Annotated in this window: 19 protein-coding genes; 11 read left to right on the forward strand and 8 right to left on the reverse strand. The window is 47.1% G+C overall.

The features are described 5' to 3' along the window. From LMJ53_RS03945 to LMJ53_RS03960, 4 genes are all read right to left on the reverse strand, one after another. Positions 1–873 carry an HDOD domain-containing protein gene (locus LMJ53_RS03945; RefSeq protein ID WP_229584893.1) on the reverse strand — a complete coding sequence of 291 codons (873 nt, stop codon included), beginning with the start codon at positions 871–873 and terminating at the stop codon, positions 1–3. Between the two features lie 42 nt (positions 874–915). Beyond that, positions 916–1380, reverse strand: coding sequence for a hypothetical protein (locus LMJ53_RS03950; protein WP_226749406.1), 465 nt, complete (start codon positions 1378–1380; stop codon positions 916–918). An 81-nt stretch (positions 1381–1461) separates the two neighbouring features. Continuing rightward, entirely contained in the window at positions 1462–3270 is a 1809-nt protein-coding gene (locus LMJ53_RS03955; protein WP_229584894.1) for a M48 family metallopeptidase, read from the reverse strand. 3 nt (positions 3271–3273) lie between these two features. Further along, positions 3274–3864, reverse strand: a complete 591-nt coding sequence (locus tag LMJ53_RS03960) for a LemA family protein (protein WP_229584895.1) — start codon at positions 3862–3864, stop codon at positions 3274–3276. 151 nt (positions 3865–4015) lie between these two features. Here LMJ53_RS03960 and glpE point away from each other — a divergent pair, with 151 nt between their 5' ends. Both glpE and glpG read left to right on the forward strand, forming a co-directional pair. Beyond that, the gene (gene glpE, locus LMJ53_RS03965; protein WP_226749409.1) at positions 4016–4339 is read left to right on the forward strand and encodes a thiosulfate sulfurtransferase GlpE; all 324 of its coding nucleotides are present in this window, start codon (positions 4016–4018) and stop codon (positions 4337–4339) included. Then, positions 4326–5135, forward strand: a complete 810-nt coding sequence (gene glpG / locus LMJ53_RS03970; RefSeq protein ID WP_229584896.1) for a rhomboid family intramembrane serine protease GlpG — start codon at positions 4326–4328, stop codon at positions 5133–5135. Before glpE ends, glpG begins: the two co-directional genes overlap by 14 nt. A 7-nt stretch (positions 5136–5142) precedes the next feature. Here the strand turns inward: glpG and LMJ53_RS03975 are convergent, their stop codons facing one another. Further along, the gene (locus LMJ53_RS03975; protein ID WP_229584897.1) at positions 5143–5541 is read right to left on the reverse strand and encodes a flagellar basal body-associated protein FliL; all 399 of its coding nucleotides are present in this window, start codon (positions 5539–5541) and stop codon (positions 5143–5145) included. 153 nt (positions 5542–5694) lie between these two features. Here LMJ53_RS03975 and LMJ53_RS03980 point away from each other — a divergent pair, with 153 nt between their 5' ends. From LMJ53_RS03980 to LMJ53_RS03990, 3 genes are read left to right on the forward strand one after another with little or no spacing between them, the layout of a single operon-like run. Next, a complete protein-coding gene (locus LMJ53_RS03980; RefSeq protein WP_229584898.1) occupies positions 5695–6213 on the forward strand; it encodes a chorismate--pyruvate lyase family protein in 519 nt (172 codons plus the stop codon). Beyond that, entirely contained in the window at positions 6210–7088 is an 879-nt protein-coding gene (ubiA, locus tag LMJ53_RS03985; protein ID WP_229584899.1) for a 4-hydroxybenzoate octaprenyltransferase, read from the forward strand. The genes LMJ53_RS03980 and ubiA overlap by 4 nt, the downstream gene beginning before the upstream one ends. Before the next feature lie 5 nt (positions 7089–7093). After that, positions 7094–7534, forward strand: a complete 441-nt coding sequence (locus tag LMJ53_RS03990; RefSeq protein ID WP_229584900.1) for a DUF192 domain-containing protein — start codon at positions 7094–7096, stop codon at positions 7532–7534. 3 nt (positions 7535–7537) lie between these two features. Here LMJ53_RS03990 and LMJ53_RS03995 read toward each other — a convergent pair whose 3' ends face one another. Then, positions 7538–8155 carry a 2OG-Fe(II) oxygenase gene (locus LMJ53_RS03995; RefSeq protein ID WP_229584901.1) on the reverse strand — a complete coding sequence of 206 codons (618 nt, stop codon included), beginning with the start codon at positions 8153–8155 and terminating at the stop codon, positions 7538–7540. Between the two features lie 105 nt (positions 8156–8260). Here LMJ53_RS03995 and LMJ53_RS04000 point away from each other — a divergent pair, with 105 nt between their 5' ends. Next, the gene (locus tag LMJ53_RS04000) at positions 8261–8836 is read left to right on the forward strand and encodes a DUF3833 domain-containing protein (protein WP_229584902.1); all 576 of its coding nucleotides are present in this window, start codon (positions 8261–8263) and stop codon (positions 8834–8836) included. A gap of 17 nt (positions 8837–8853) precedes the next feature. Here LMJ53_RS04000 and LMJ53_RS04005 read toward each other — a convergent pair whose 3' ends face one another. Continuing rightward, on the reverse strand, positions 8854–9441 hold the full coding sequence (locus LMJ53_RS04005; RefSeq protein ID WP_229584903.1) for a DUF4136 domain-containing protein: 588 nt from the start codon (positions 9439–9441) through the stop codon (positions 8854–8856). 350 nt (positions 9442–9791) lie between these two features. Here LMJ53_RS04005 and LMJ53_RS04010 point away from each other — a divergent pair, with 350 nt between their 5' ends. Continuing rightward, positions 9792–10418, forward strand: coding sequence for a YjaG family protein (locus LMJ53_RS04010; RefSeq protein ID WP_229584904.1), 627 nt, complete (start codon positions 9792–9794; stop codon positions 10416–10418). Here the strand turns inward: LMJ53_RS04010 and rsmD are convergent. After that, positions 10407–10997, reverse strand: a complete 591-nt coding sequence (rsmD, locus tag LMJ53_RS04015) for a 16S rRNA (guanine(966)-N(2))-methyltransferase RsmD (RefSeq protein WP_229584905.1) — start codon at positions 10995–10997, stop codon at positions 10407–10409. The two genes, LMJ53_RS04010 and rsmD, sit on opposite strands and share 12 nt — an antisense overlap. Before the next feature lie 81 nt (positions 10998–11078). On the opposite strand from rsmD, the gene ftsY reads away from it, so the two are divergent. From ftsY to rpoH, 4 genes are all read left to right on the forward strand, one after another. Beyond that, positions 11079–12596 carry a signal recognition particle-docking protein FtsY gene (ftsY, locus tag LMJ53_RS17130; RefSeq protein ID WP_420778839.1) on the forward strand — a complete coding sequence of 506 codons (1518 nt, stop codon included), beginning with the start codon at positions 11079–11081 and terminating at the stop codon, positions 12594–12596. Positions 12597–12601: 5 nt separating this feature from the next. Further along, a complete protein-coding gene (gene ftsE, locus LMJ53_RS04025) occupies positions 12602–13285 on the forward strand; it encodes a cell division ATP-binding protein FtsE (RefSeq protein ID WP_229584906.1) in 684 nt (227 codons plus the stop codon). Then, complete coding sequence (ftsX, locus tag LMJ53_RS04030) at positions 13282–14262, forward strand: permease-like cell division protein FtsX (RefSeq protein WP_229584907.1); 981 nt, start codon at positions 13282–13284, stop codon at positions 14260–14262. The genes ftsE and ftsX overlap by 4 nt, the downstream gene beginning before the upstream one ends. A gap of 127 nt (positions 14263–14389) precedes the next feature. Beyond that, positions 14390–15241: an RNA polymerase sigma factor RpoH gene (gene rpoH, locus LMJ53_RS04035; RefSeq protein ID WP_229584908.1), complete on the forward strand. Its 852-nt coding sequence runs from the start codon at positions 14390–14392 to the stop codon at positions 15239–15241. The last annotated feature ends 855 nt before the right edge of the window (positions 15242–16096 follow it).

Here is a 16096-nt window from a genome sequence, read left to right on the forward strand (position 1 = left end):
TTAAACGCTATAAATGGTATGTAAATCTTGGCGATGCAGCAGTTCCGCCAGTTCAGGTAATTGCAGCGGCTCTAGCTCCAATACATCGAGGATGGCGCTTTGCTGGCTTTGCCACTCAGGATCTTGATGAACAGCGAACAATTGTCGGCTTTCACCACTAAAATACTCTGCAATCTTTAACAGCGCAAAACGTTGCTGTTCGGCTGGGTTTTCAGTTGCCAGGATTAAAGGCGTGCTGTGGTGATAGGCAATCACATTGCACAACATATCTGACAGCCCCCAAGATTCGGCAATCAAATAACCTAATACTTCATGGCTGGTGTGAAAACGTGGCTCTTCAATTTCACTATAGTGTTGTTGCTGTTGTAGGCCTTGCTGCATGATGGCAGCATAGTCATTGCGCTGTTGGCTAATTAAGGCCATGCCGGCATTGCGAAACAAGCCCAGTGAATAGCAATCATCTTGGACGTGTTGGCTAAAATTCAATTGTTTGGCGAGTGTCATGGCAATATTGGCAGTGTGCAAGGCGTTATTCCAGAGCTTTTGATTAAAAGCATCTTGGCGTCCGTCTTCCAAGGTAAAGCGTAATAACACACTGCGCGCCAACATGATCACACGGTTTAAGCCTAGGTAGCGGCAGGCCTGCTCTATCGAGGTGATTTTATTTTTCAGCCCAAAAAAGGCAGAATTGACCACTTTTAAAGTAAAACCCGCAGTACCGATATCCAGTGCAATTAAGGCTGCAATACGATTCAGATCGGGATCCTGACTGCTGAGTTGTTTTTGAATATGCTGCAAAATTTGCGGCTGTGGCGGAATGGTAAAACCTTGTAAGGCTTGCTCAATTAAGCCCATATTGATTGCTTGTACCATGCCGCTACTCCGCGTGCCTGTTTAGACGGTTTAATGCCGTTGTTATGAATCGAGGTAAGGGCGACCAAGCATCAATTGCTGCGCCAGTTGTTGTTCAGTTTGCTGCTCTGTGAGTTGCAAATCGTTAAACTGCACATCAAATTGCAATAATTCGTCATCCGGTAAATTCACTGCAACCAGTTTATCGGGTACCTGACCGACCTGACGATAAGCATTAATCGCTACTTGAGCCGCTTGTTCCATTAATACTAAGAATTGACCTAACGGGTATTCCTGAAAAATAGCGGCATCAACATGTGCCCAGCCTAATAAATCGCCGCTGATACTACCATCAGCATGATCCGTAAATAGCATAGACACTGCAGCACACTCGGGGTTTTCACCCGGTTGAAATTGTTCTACATCGTCGGCAGAAAATAATAATACATAGCCAAATCCTGGGCAGCCTTCTGCATCCATTTCGTCGAACGAGGCATCGTACAACAAGAATAAGCGATTATCAGACATGGCACCTTCCAGACAATTCAACAAAGCGCACATTGTACCTTAGCCTGCGCTTGTGCTAAAGCCCTGTCTGAAAATCAACACCTAACTAAAATCTGCTGTTAAGGGGACGGGCATTTCTAAGAGCATTGCCAGTAAGTTAGTCATCGCTTGTTCCGCGTCACTGAAATGTTTATCGGCAGCGATAGTAACAAGTACGGCTTGCCACAGTTGTTGTTTAACTTTGGGAGCAGCGTCGATCAGCATAGGTAAGGCAGCCGTTAGTGCCTGGTAGTCGGTGACGGGTTTTGCAGGCACATTGGGCAAAGCCAGTTGCTGCCAAGCGGCTTGCCACGCGGGTTCGGTTTGCTCAGGCCCAGCGCAGTCGGCTAGTGCGCTGAATAAGAGTGTTAATTGGGGCTGTAACTGCGCCAAACTGTGCGAATGCGCGCGATGATGGACGTCTTTAGCGCTGAACTGACTGGCGACAGTATGCTGAATAAAATTTAAACATAGCCAAGCTTGTAAGCTGGGGTTGTTGGCGGTTAATTGTTGCATCAGCGCTGAAAATTGTTGAAATTCGCTGGCGCTAAGTTGTTTCAGGGTGGGGATCGTCAGTTGCAATAATTGCACCTGTTGCGCCAGTGGTAAACGGCTCACCTCATCGGCCAGTTGATCCACTTGTTGTAAAAGTGTGGGTGAGCCTTGGTTTTTAATCATAGCTAATTGTGTAGCAAATTGCTCTGGGGTCAGTAACATGGCACAGACAATGGCTTTAGCGGGTAATAGCTGATGACTACTTTGGCTTAATAGCAACGGCAGGGCAGCGAGCATGCTCTGACGCGCGGATAATGCCGGCGAGTCGCTCGTGGTTTGTTCTGTACTGGTTTTTTTTTGGCTCGTTGCTGCCGCGAAACGACCATTCCAAGTGGGATCTAAGCGTTGGATACGTTTTGCTAAAGGCGGGTGAGTGGCAAAGATACTGGTCCAGCGACTCAGTGCTTCGCCAAAAAAAAGATGGCTCATTTCATCCGCGTTCGGGTGGTTAATTTTTGAGCCTGCTTGATAGCCGCCAATCCGTTTCAAGGCGCCACTGATACCCAAAGGGTTCCGGCTAAATTGAACCGCAGAAGCATCTGCTAAATATTCGCGTTGTCTGCTTACCGCGGCCTTAATTAAATTACCAAAAAATGAACCTAGATAGCCGATAACCACTAAGCCAATGCCGAACAGTAATAAGCCACCGGCATTCTTATTGCGTTTTCGGCTACTCATCAGTGCGCTGCTACCGCGACCAGAGCGCAATAAATAATAGCCAATATGACCAATAAACAAGATGCCATTTAAAATGGCAATCAAGCGGATATTCATCCGCATATCACCATTTAAAATATGACTAAATTCATGCGCGATAACGCCTTGTAATTCGTCTCGGCTTAGTTGTTGCAAGCTACCTTGGGTGATACCAATCACCGCGTCAGACTGGCTGTAACCGGCGGCAAAGGCATTGATACCGCTTTCAGGCAGTAAATAAACGGGGGGAACAGGCAAATTAGCCGCCAGGGCCATTTCTTCTACCACATTCAGTAAACGGCGCTCTGCGCTATTGGCGGTATCAGGGTTTACCCGTTCACCACCTAGCGCCTCGGCAATAGTGCGGCCACCTTGTTTTAGCCGCTGCCACTTAGCCATAATGGCTAAACCAACCACGGCAATGACCACTAAACTGATACTCGTTATCACTTCCCATGGCAGCATAAAGCTGCTTTGTACGTCTTGCACAAAGCCCAGGCTAATCATCACCAGCAAGTTAGTCAGCACAATCAGCGACAACACCGCCATGCCAAAGATCACCACCAACAGACGGGTATTGCGACGTGCTAAATCTTGCTGCTGAAAAAAGTTTGTTGCCATTATTTAAAAGCTAACTTTCGGTGCCGCTTGAATGGCTGCGCTATCAGCAAACTCTAATAACACCGCATCTTTGCTATGGCCAAAACTGGCTGCGAAAAACATCGGCGGAAAGCTTTGCTTGTAGCTGTTGTAGTCTGTCACCGCGTCATTAAACGCTTGTCTGGCAAAAGCGATACGGTTTTCTGTGCTGGTCAGCTCTTCTGATAATTGCTGCATATTCTCGCTGGCTTTTAAGTCAGGGTAAGCTTCCATCACCATACTAAAGCGCGCCATTGAGCTTTGTAATGCCCCTTCAGCAACCGCCAGTTGGCCAATTGCTCCGGCATCGCCTGGATTATTGGCGGCCACTTTTAGCCCCGCTAACGCGGTATTTCTCGCTGCAATCACCGCTTCAAGCGTCTCGCGCTCATGTTTCATGTAGCCTTTCGCGGTTTCGACTAAATTCGGGATTAAATCGTAACGACGTTTCAGCTGCACTTCGATTTGTGCGAAGGCGTTTTGAAAACGATTTCTGAGTTTTACCAGCTGATTAAAGATGCTGATGATGTAAAACACCAGAGCCGCGATCAGCGCTAAAATGATAAGGGGTGCCATAGCCTACTCCAACAATATATTTGGTTTATTGTTAACGAAGGTTTAACTGATTGTCCAGCAGTTCTTCGGTTAATGCGTGTAAAGTTTGTTATCAAGGCTGCTATTCACTAAGCGCTGCGCTATGATAAGGCCTTTTCTGAATGAGGTGAAAATGAGCGATTTTAAACGTATCTCGGTGGCCGAAACTCAACAGCTGATCACGCAGCAAGCCATTATTGCGGATATTCGGGATGAAAACAGTTTTGCTGCCGGTCATATCGAAGGCGCTTATCACTTAACGAATGGCAGTATTGTGCAATTTATGCAGCAGTTTCCGTTTGAGCAGCCCGTGGTTGTGGTGTGTTATCACGGCAATTCTAGCCAAGGTGCCGCGCAATATTTAGCACAACAAGGCTATGAAGAGGTGTATAGCATGGACGGTGGCGTTGCAGCTTGGCGTGCCGAATATCCGGTTGTCACTGATGACAATGCATAAGTTTGTCGCGTTTGAGTCGGCTATTCCTGCGCGTTTATTTGCAGACTATTGCACCAGCAAAGGTTTGCAGGTAGAGCTGGCGCAGGAAGGGCAAACAACCACCTTAGCCGCACCGGCCGAGCAACTGAGCCAAATTGAGCCGTTATTAAAGCAGTTTTTGACTGAACCCGAGCACGCCCGTTATCAAGCCGCCGCTTGGCAACAAAGCCGAACCATGGCAACAAGCGGTAAGCGGCCCAGTCTGCGTTGGTCACAGTTACTGCAATCTCCAGTTACCTCACTCATAGTGCTGCTGGTATGCCTCATATATTTATGGCAACAACTCAGTTTTCAAGCGGCCAATAGCGCTCTGATGTTAACAGAGCCGGCGCAAATTTGGCGTTGGATAACACCAATACTGCTGCACTTTTCGCTCACGCACATCGTGTTTAATTTGTGCTGGTGGTTTTTGCTTGGGCAAAAAATTGAACAGCGAGCGGGCAGTGCGTTGCTTATTCAATTAACCTTGAGCAGTGCATTATTATCAAATGGTTTGCAGTTGGCGTTAGTTGGCCCTGATTTTGGCGGCTTATCGGGTGTGGTGTATGCACTGTTTGGCTATTGCTGGCTGAGTGATAAGTTGGCCGGAAAACACCATTACCCAGTGACCGATGGTTTAGCGGCGTTTATGCTGCTGTGGTTAGCCTTAGGATTTATGGATGTGCTATGGGTTAATATGGCCAATTGGGCACATTTAGGCGGGTTGGCGTGTGGCCTAATTTGGGCTGTATTGCGTCATTCAAAACAGCCCGTGTAAAGCGGGTTTATTGGTAAAGATACTTCGTAAATAAAATATCTTGCACCATGGTTTGGCCGGTTTCCCGTTTCAATACCACTTTTAACTGTTCAAAAATCTCTAAACGGATTTCTTCACGACCAGTAATTGATTTGATTTTTTGTTCAGGCTGTTTGCTTAAAATACCAATAATGGTGTCTAGGATCATCGGCTCGTGATACTCGATAACAGAGAGCATTTCTTTATTTGGCAGCATCAACTCAATGGAGACTCGCACATAGCCTAAACTGCGGCGATTTTCCGAGACAAAATTCGTCACGATATCCGGCTCAAAACCGTAATAAACCACTTCGGTAGTTGTTTGTTGCGCCGCTGCAGTACCAGACAGCAACAGGGCGAAGCATAGACCTTGCAGAATTGATTTCAAAGGCAGAAGTTCCGTAACCGTAAAGAGATAACGTGTTTTAATAATATCAGCAGATCCTGAAATCACCTAGTGCACGGGCAATTTGAGCTGAAAAAAATTTAAGCAGTTGCTATGATGCGGCAACTTTTTTTAAGGGCTTGATAGCAGAAAACGATGAGTGTTGTTTTATCATTAGAAGAGGCTTGGCAGCATGCGGCCACGTCGCTTTTACCCACACCTTTAGCGCCTTGGCTGTTAGAGTCGGGTTCCTTAACCGCCAGATTAAAAGCGCACAGCACGTCTTTTCGCTTACAAGTTATTGCCGAGACTGCGGCTGTACTGCCGCATTTTCTACAAGCGAGTTTTCCAAAGCCAGTGCAGCAGTGTGTGTGCCGAGAAGTGTTAATGTGGTGTAATGAACAACCTGTCGTTTATGCTCAAAGCTGGTTGCCAAAGCAAAGTATGCAGCACATCCAAGCCTTAGTTGCGCTAGGCGAACAGCCGCTGGGCGAGTTGCTATTTCAATTTGATGATGTCAGCAGAAGCGCTATTGAAGTCGCACAATTAGCCTTAACTAAGGGCTTTGCTGGCGTGGCACCGGGGCATTTTTGGGCGCGACGCTCGGTGTTTTCAGTAGCAGAGCAACCGTTATTAGTTGCAGAAGTCTTTTTGCCCGGGGTACTAAATTTATGAGTTGGCAGTTACGTTGGCAGCAGCGGGCTTTTTACAGCCAGTTAATGCGACTAGATAAACCTATTGGTATTTATTTGCTGCTATGGCCAACATGGTGGGCGCTGTGGCTCGCTGCCGAAGGTATACCGTCTTTTAGCATGTGGCTGGTTTTTACACTGGGGGTGATTTTAATGCGCTCAGCCGGTTGCGTGATTAATGATTACGCTGATCGTAAAGTCGATGGTCAGGTAGAACGCACGAAAAACCGACCGCTTGCAACTGGCGCGGTCACCGCCCCCGAAGCGTTGCAATTGTTTGTACTACTGCTGGTACTGGCGGCTAGCTTATTGCTGTTTCTCAATAGTGCCACCCAGTTATTGGCATTAGTGGCCGTGCTGCTGGCCAGTTGTTACCCCTTTATGAAGCGCTACACTCATTTACCGCAAGTGGTTTTAGGTGCGGCTTACAGTTGGGGGATTCCGATGGCATTTATGGCCTATCAGGGTGAGATCCCCGGTTATGCTTGGGCGTTGTATTTAGCCAATTTATGTTGGACAGTGGCTTATGATACTTACTATGCGCTGGTCGATCGGCCAGACGATTTACAGATTGGTGTAAAATCTACGGCGATTTTGTTTGGTGCCTTCGCGTTACCGATTATTGCCTTGCTGCAACTGATCTTCTTAAGCCTATTAAGCTGGATTGGCTGGCAGTTATTATTAGGTTGGCCGTATTATCTGGCTATTGTTGCTACGCTACCGGCTTTTGCTTACCAGCACTGGTTAGCGTATAACAGCAGGCAAGGTGCTTTTAAAGCCTTTTTACATAACCACTATGTGGGTTTAATTATTTTTATTGGGCTTTTTGTGAGCTTTGCTCAACAAAGCCAGGGGTGATTTGCATGAAAGCATGGTTATTGAGTTTCTGTTTGTTATTAACCAGTTGTGCCGCGATAACGCAGACGACGCTGCTGACTTTTCCCGCTGCGCGTTTGCAGTTAGACTCGGTAACAGTACCGGTGCAGTTGGCTAATACCCCTGCGTTGCGCGCCCAGGGTTTAATGTTTCAACAACAGGCCGAACCCGGTATGTTGCTGCTTTATACCGAGCCACAAGCAATCAGTTTATGGATGCGCAACACCAGCATGCCGTTGGATGTTGCCTTTATTACCGCAGATTGGACCATCCACCATATTCGTCAGCTGCAGCCATTTGATGAAACGCCGGTACCCTCTGAGATTGCAATTATTGCGGCATTAGAAATGCCGCAAGGTTGGTTTGCTGCGCAAAACCTAGGTAAAGGTAGTACCGTTCGTTTGCTGGCCGCAGAAGCACAACCTTAAACGTTAATTGGGCGGATCAATGTGTCCTTGCAGGCTATTATTGCGTCTAAACCATCCGGCAATACTGTATCGTTCGTCTTCGGCCGGTAAGACTTGATGCGGGAAACGCTCGCTTTCGAACAAAATTAAACTGCCCGCCGTTGGCACAATACTACTGATAAGTTGATCCTCTTCGCTAAACAGTTGTAGCTCGCCACCTTGGCTGACCGTATTCAAATAGCTGACGGTGGTCAGCACCCGGTTAGAGCGGCCGCTGAATGCATCAAGGTGTTTGTGATAAAAGTCGCCTTGGCTATAACGCGCATAGTGACACTCAAAATCAAATAACCCTAAAAAAAATGCCCGATTAAACGCCTGTTGTAGGGCTTGCATTAATTGCAGGTACTGTTGTTGCGCAGCGCTTTGCCCATCAAACCACGCCGTTTTATCACGCCGAATGTCTGCGTTGATGCTATGTGCTTGCTGTCGTCCTACGCCCGCCTGCTGCAACTGTTGTTGCTGCAAATCCGCTAATAGCGCCTGATTTAAAGCCGCAGGCACAAAGTGAGGGGCTAATACCCATCCCTGTTGGTTAAATTTGTCCAATAAGGGGGCAAATTGCGCAGGGTCAATGCTGAACATGAAGAGTCTTCTTGGCAAGAGTAACGGGGCGCTAGTTTGCCATAGTACTGAGCCAGACGGTAGTTATTGGCGTATGCTTAAGCAAGGTTTATCAGGAGATCCGATATGCGTATTTGTATCATGGCGGCCGCGTTATTGCTGGCCGGTTGTAGTCAGTCGGTGCAGCAGTATCAAGCCGAAACACCCAAGCTTTCGTTAAAAGAATTTTTCTTAGGCAGTGGCAAGGCTTATGGGGTACTGCACGATTGGCGCGGTAAGCAAACATTACGCTTTACTGCAGACTTGTGCGGTGAGTGGCAGGGTGATAAAGGTGACTTATATGAAGTCTTTTATTTTAGCGATGGCCGAGTTGAGCAGCGGCATTGGCAGTTAACACAATTTGCCGATGGTCGCATAACCGGTTCTGCAGGGGATGTCGTGGGTGCAGCAAATGGCCAGTTGGCCGGTAATAGCCTGTATTGGCAGTATGTATTGCGTATTCCGTATAACGGTGATGAATTAGATGTTACGGTTAAAGATTGGTTGTACTTGGTGGATCAACAAAACCTGATTAACCGCACAACAATGCATAAGTTTGGGATTAAGGTGGCGGAATTAACCTTGTCTATTCAACAGCTAAATCCGCAAGCCAGTTGCAGTAACCTTAAACAACAGGTTGCTGAACTGGCCAGTAACAGCTAAAGCCGCTAGCGCGCCACTTAGCGGCGCGGTTGTGGGAACTTGTCGAAAATATTCGCAACAACCTGAGCCATTGCTTGACGTGGCTCTTCTAAATCTTGTCTTTTTAATACGCCTTCAGCAACCCCTTCCCACACCAATTGCTTACGTGCCGCATCAACCACGTCGATATTGACGGTGCCAATTTTGTAACGCACGGTTTCTACTTCTTTTTGATAGTAAGGAAACGGGCTGTAAAAACCACGACGGTAATGGTAATAGCTATAAGGCGCAAGCGCGGCAGAAGTGGTGGTGCGAATATCAGTGCGTTGTTCCACGTTCGAATTGAAATTGACTAATAACTGCGGGCTTTCTTCAGAAAAGCGATAACCGCGTGCGGTCATTTCAGCTGTGACCGCGGCTTTCAGATGTTGTGTCACCAGCGAAGTATAACCGCCTCGGTCAGTGGCTAACTCGGTCATAAAGCCAAAGGTTTGGTAATTAGCCAGGTTGGCATCGGGGGCTTGATCTGAGCGTACGGTAGGGCCAGTCGCGCAGGCACTAAGGATCAGCAAACTGCCCGCTGTTACTAAAGTACGCCACATGGTTGAAAAAGATTGTCTGTTCATAAACACCTGCTTACCGTTACTGATACAAAGTATTTTACTGCAAAATGCCCAAGTGCGATCAGCACTTAGCATCGACTGGATCTGGCATTATCTGCACAGGGTATGACTGTTAAAACTACTTAAAGGTTCCTATTATAGCGAATTGCGCCATAATACTGAGCCATTGTTATCATACACTGCGCCGACCTTGGCGTAAGGCATGGTGCTAAAATATTTCGAGGCCAACATGCGGTCAGTGTAAATAGTCGAATTTTCTCGCCGATGCTTGCAACATCGATCGCTAACATTAGGCTATAATCGACAACTCACTTAACCACGCTGTCTTTGTCAGTACCCTTAGCAGGATCTTTATGAATCAAAAAGCGAATAACTTTCAATTAATGCGCGAATTATCGTTATATCAACAAGCCGCGATTGCCGCGACGTTAATGGAAAGAATGTTACCGAACTATCAGTTGTTCGCTGAAGTAAGCGAGTTTGGTGACAGCAAGTTGTTACGCAATATTTTAGATCTGTGCTGGGAATGGTTAACGGTAAAAAAAGTTAAAATTAACTTTGAGCGTTTAGCGGAAGAGCTAGAGTTGGTGACGCCAGAAGTGAATCATTTTGATATGTTCGGTGTTTATCCGGCGGTTGATTGCGCCACGGCGTTAGATATGATGTTAAATGGTATTTGTCAGCTAGATGCTGCAGAGTTTCTCAATGTCGCTAAAATTTCGCAAGCGACAGTGGCGCGTTTAATTGAATACAACACGGTTGATGAAGATATTACTACCGAAGCCGAGTTGAAGAAGATTGTGCGTGAAGATCCGCTAATGTGCTATGAAATGGAGTGTTTAGCTGAGCTTATCGCGTTAGTAACACCGATGACCGTGATAGGTCGTGAGCAAATGCAAAGCCTTAAGGCCTGGGTAAAAGATCAGGGGCTAACCAACCTAGCAATGGAATTGCCCCAAAACCCGTCATCAGCCTCTTAACCATAAGCGATACGTTAACTGACCGGCGATATTCTCTTTTAATAAGCGCCAATTCGCCGGTATGCTTTCTAATGTCAGTTCCTTTTCTGTTTCCAGATAAATCAGCGCATTTTCAGCCAACCAACCTTGTTGTTCTAATGCTGCACAGCATGGCTGCGCTAAATTCTGACGAAAGGGTGGGTCAATCAAAACTAAATTATATTGGCGTAGCGCCGGGCGTTGTAACCACAATAAACAATCTTGATTTAATACCTCAGCGTTGCTGGCGTCGAGTTGGCGTAAATGCTGCTGTAATTGTTTAGCCAAGTTGGGCGCCTTTTCAACTAAGGTTACAAAGGCCGCATGCCGCGATAAGGCTTCTAAGCCTAAACTGCCACTGCCGGCGAAACAATCTAGCACAGTGCTTTGTGCAGTATCGTGCATCAACCAATTAAATAGCGTTTCTTTTACACGATCGGTGGTTGGGCGCAAACCCAGAGCATCGGCTACCGGCAGCTTTTTACCGCGCCATTTGCCACTGATAATTCTGACAAAGCCAGGTTGTGCTGCCTTGGCCGCGTGCGTTTTCAGTTGTTTCATCTATTGCATTTTGCCTTGCTGATAAAGGTGTTAGTATAAAGCCAATTTTATCCTAGTTTTCCGACTCTGACACAAAAGCATATGACAAAACAAAATAAACTCTTCTCCTGGTTAGGTTTTGGTAAGAAAAATAACCCACCGGCCGATGCCCCTGCGGCTGATACCACCAAAAACGATGCAACGCCTGCGGCAGTTGAACCTGCTGCTGAGCCTTTGTTAACGCCCACCCAGCCTAACGCCGATAACGCACCAGAGACGGCTGCTGCAGAGCCTGCCGTAACGGATGCTACTCCAGCATCTGATGTGCGAGTACCGTCAGAACCCACTGCGGTGACGGCGGCGTTAAAGCCAGCAGAGAGCGTTGCAGAGCCAACGCCTGTCGACCCCGCTCCTGTAAAATCTGCCGAGGTTGAGCAAGCCGCCACGAAACCTCAAGCCGAGGTGGAGACTTCAAGCCAGCATGCTGCAGTTTCACCTGACGTAGCGGTCAGCGCTGAGCCTGCGGTCGTCACGGCCGCTACTGCCGTGGTACATGCAACGGCTCATAACGAGACGCGCAGTGAAAACACGGCAAATCAAGCGGCAGCAGAGCCGACTCGCCCGCTAGTCGAGCAAGCTTTGCCGACCGTCAGTGCTGAAAACAATGCAGAGCCCATGGCTGCAGTACAGCCACAGAAAAAACCGGGCTTTTTCACACGCTTAAAACAAGGCTTAGCAAAAACCAGCCAAAACCTCGGCGCCGGTTTAGCGGGTTTATTTGTCGGTAAGAAAATCGATGACGAGCTGTACGAAGAATTAGAAACGCAGCTATTGCTGGCTGATGTGGGCATGGACACGACACAAAAGCTGATTAAACAACTCACCACGCATGCCGATCGCAAAGCATTAAAAGATGCCGGTTTATTATTTGATAAACTGCAACTGGATATGGCAACGTTATTACAAGATGTGGAACAGCCTTTAGTCCCAGAAAACAGCAGTGGCCCCTTTGTTATTTTAATGGTTGGTGTTAACGGTGTGGGTAAAACCACCACTATCGGTAAAATGGCGCAGCAATTTAAACAGCAAGGTAAGAGCGTGATGTTAGCCGCTGGTGATACCTTTCGCGCGGCGGCGGTAGAGCAATTGCAAGTGTGGGGAGAGCGTAACAAGATCCCGGTTATTGCACAGCATACTGGTGCCGACAGTGCCTCTGTTATTTTTGATGCTTATCAAGCGGCTAAAGCGCGTAAAGTGGATATTTTAATCGCTGATACCGCAGGGCGTTTACAAAACAAAGCGCACTTAATGGAAGAGTTGAAGAAAATTGTGCGCGTGCTGCAAAAAATTGACGTGCAGGCACCACATGAAGTGATGCTAACGTTAGATGCCGGCACCGGCCAAAATGCGCTAAGCCAAGCCAAGTTATTTAATGAGGCTGTGCCGCTAACGGGCATTAGTTTAACCAAGCTAGACGGCACAGCCAAGGGCGGGGTGATTTTCGCAATTGCGGATCAGTTTAAAGTGCCAATCCGTTTTATCGGTGTGGGCGAAGCCATCGACGACTTGCGGCAGTTTGCTGCTAAAGATTTTATCCGGGCGTTATTTAATAAGGACTAAACCGCATGTTGCAGTTTGATCATGTCAGCAAAAGTTATCCCGGCGGTTTTGTGGCGCTTGAGCGTATCAATTTCCGCATCGCCAAAGGCGAAATGGTGTTTTTAACCGGCCATTCTGGTGCGGGTAAAAGTACCATTTTAAAGCTGATTAGCATGATCGAACGCCCCAGCACCGGGCGGGTGATGATCAATAATATTGATTTAAGCCGTTTAAAGCGCAGTCAAGTTCCCTATGTTCGCCGCGATGTGGGGATTATTTTCCAGAACCACCGCTTATTAATGAATCATACGGTTTTTGATAATGTCGCCTTACCCTTAGTCATTGAAGGCTTTACAGGCAAAGAGATGGTTAAACGTGTGCATGCCGCCCTCGATAAAGTAGGGCTGTTAGATAAGCAACGTTGTTTGCCTGAAACCTTATCAGGCGGTGAGCAACAACGTGTCGGCATTGCACGGGCAGTAGTGAATAAACCGCCGCTGTTATTAGCGGATGAGCCTACCGGTAACCTTGATCCCGAATTATCACGCGATATTATGCAAGTCTTTGAAGCCTTTAATCAGGTAGGTGTGTCTGTACTGGTAGCAACCCACGATTTGGGGCTGATTGCACGAATGCGTTATCGTACTTTGACCTTAAAGCAAGGGCGCATGATCAACGATGATCTGATCCCGTCGAGGGATCAAGTATGAGTATTTTGTTTACTGGCCGCGCCACGGGGGCGAAGGCTAACCGTATTGGCTTGGTGCGCCGTTTTCTGATGTTTTTTGTGCATCATATCCGCCAAGCGTTAAGTAGCTTAGGTGAGTTATGGCGCACGCCTGCGGCCTCGTTTTTAACCATTATTGTGCTGGGGCTCAGTTTAACCTTACCGGTTACGTTGCACTTATTGGTCAAGAACGCCCAGCAAATCAGTAATAGCTTTGCTAAAGCTGCCGAGATTAATTTATTTATTCTAGAAGACGCATCGGCGGCGCAAATTCAAAGCCTGCAAACTATTTTAAAAGCCGATCCACAGATCACCGCGGTTCGGCATATCAATAAAGCCGATGCGATGGCTGAATTTCAAGCGGCGTCTAGCTTTGGTGAAGCCCTGAATTACCTGACACAAAATCCGTTGCCAGATGTGTTAGTGGTTATGCCCGCGAACACCGAGCCTGCGGCAGCGCGGGCCTTAATGCAACAATTAGCGGCTGAGCGCATCGTTGAGTTCGCTAAACTGGATTTGGAATGGCTAACCCGCTTAGAAGCGGTGGTGCGCTTGATGCAGCAAGCCGTCATCGCCATCGCATTATTATTACTCAGCGCCGTACTGTTTATTGTGAGTAATACTATTCGTTTATCGATTATCAGCAAACAAGCTGAAATTGAAGTGATGAAATTGGTCGGTGCAACAGACAGTTTTATTCAGCGCCCTTTCTTATACACGGGTTTTTGGTTTGGTGTGCTGGGGGGCTTATTAGCGTTTTTGGTGTCTGAAACCTTGCTTTGGGGTTTACGGGGGGCCATCAGTGATATCACCAGTCTTTATCAAAGCGACTTTCAATTACAGGCGATGAATCTATACGAATTTTGCGGTGTTATTTTACTGGCGGTATCCTTAGGTGTTGGCGGTTCTTACCTTTCGGTACGTCGACATATTCGGGCGATTGAGCCATCCGGCCCATAGTACTAAAAGTGCTTAAAAAGTTCTTAGTTATAAAAAGCAGATCTTAAAAAAGCTGATCTAGGATTAGCACTCTCCCGTAAAGAGTGCTAATATCTCTCCATCGTTTGTTTTAAGGATGTGCAAAACCATGACACAATCAGCTTATATGCCACTTTCTGTAGCAGCCAGCGGTAGTCTGGAAGCTTACACTCACTCAGTTAGCTCGATTCCAATGCTAACGGCTGAGCAAGAGCGCCATCTGGCAGAGCGCCTTCATGAAGACGGCGATTTAGAAGCTGCCCGTCAACTTATTATGTCTCACCTACGCTTTGTAGTGCACATTGCGCGTAGCTACTCAGGTTATGGCTTACCGGTTAGTGATTTAATTCAAGAAGGCAATATTGGCCTGATGAAAGCCGTAAAGCGTTTTGACCCTGCAGTAGGCGTACGCTTAGTGTCTTTTGCTGTGCACTGGATCAAAGCCGAAATTCATGAGTATGTGCTGAAAAACTGGCGCATTGTGAAAATTGCCACCACTAAAGCCCAGCGTAAATTATTCTTTAACCTGCGCAAATCGAAAAAGCATCTGGGCTGGTTTAACCAAGACGAAGTAAAAAACGTTGCTGAGTCGTTAGGGGTAGCCGAGCACGAAGTGCGTGAAATGGAATCTCGTATGAGTAACTATGATATGCCGTTTGATGCCCCCGATGAAGATGATGACAGCAGCTACACGGCACCGGTGTATTATCTGCAAGATAAAAGTTCTGATCTGGCCGAGCAAGTAGCCGTCGAACAGTGGGATACTGCCGCAGTGGATCGTTTACAAGCAGCTATGCGCACTCTTGATGATCGCAGCCAAGATATCGTGCGCGCACGTTGGTTAGACAATCAAAAACTCACTCTGCAAGAGTTAGCTGAGCGTTATCAAGTGTCTGCTGAGCGAGTTCGCCAGCTAGAGAAAAACGCCATGAAAAAGCTGCATCAGGCGTTAGTGAGTTAAGTTTTTTGTGCTGCTAAGCAGCGCTAAACAATAAAAACCCGCGATAATCACTGAGTGATGCGCGGGTTTTTATTAATTAATTATCTGGTTCATTATTAAGCCTTTTCGCCGTTGGCGAGTAACTTTCTTTTGTTTCGCCAAAAGAAAGTATCCAAAGAAAATGCGACCCTACGTTGCGGCGAAAGCCCGTTCAATTTTGCCCGCCCAAGGCGACGAGGTAACTCGCTCGTCGCTACCGCTTCTCACTCAAATACCCCTCGTCTTAACACCTTGGTCGTACAAACTTGCACGGCTTGCAACGTAATGGGATTAACAACACAGACACTTCGGATTGAGCTGGCGAGTTAACAGCGAAGTAAACTTTGGCTGGAGACGTCTTTTTCAGGGATGAAAAAGAGGAGCGTACAAGGATGTATTTATAGCGTGCTCCAGCCGAAGCTTTACGCAGCGTTTAACGTTTTCGCCGTTGGCGAGTAACGTTCTTTTGTTTCGCCAAAAGAAATTTTTCAAAGAAAATGCGGCCTACGTTGCGGTGAAAGCCCGTTCAATTTTGCCCACCCAAGGCGACGTGGTAACTCGTTCGGCACTAACGTGCCTCGCTCAAACACCCCTGCATGTTACGGATGAATCCGAACACTGATTTCGGTTCAATCCGATCACTCATTTCGGTTTAATCCGATCGCTTGTTTCGGTTTTATCCGATCACTTTTAGCCCTTTTCCGAAATAGCTGTTCGGAATGCCGAAATGCCATTCTTTTTCTAATCAAATCAACTGGTAAGCTCTACCTAATTTTAATTAACTTAGGTAGGCGTTGACCATGGCTAGAAAGAGAACAGACATGAGCAAAATTAAAG

It is taken from the genome of Rheinheimera sp. UJ51, assembly GCF_020819615.1.
Taxonomy (GTDB): domain Bacteria; phylum Pseudomonadota; class Gammaproteobacteria; order Enterobacterales; family Alteromonadaceae; genus Alishewanella; species Alishewanella maricola.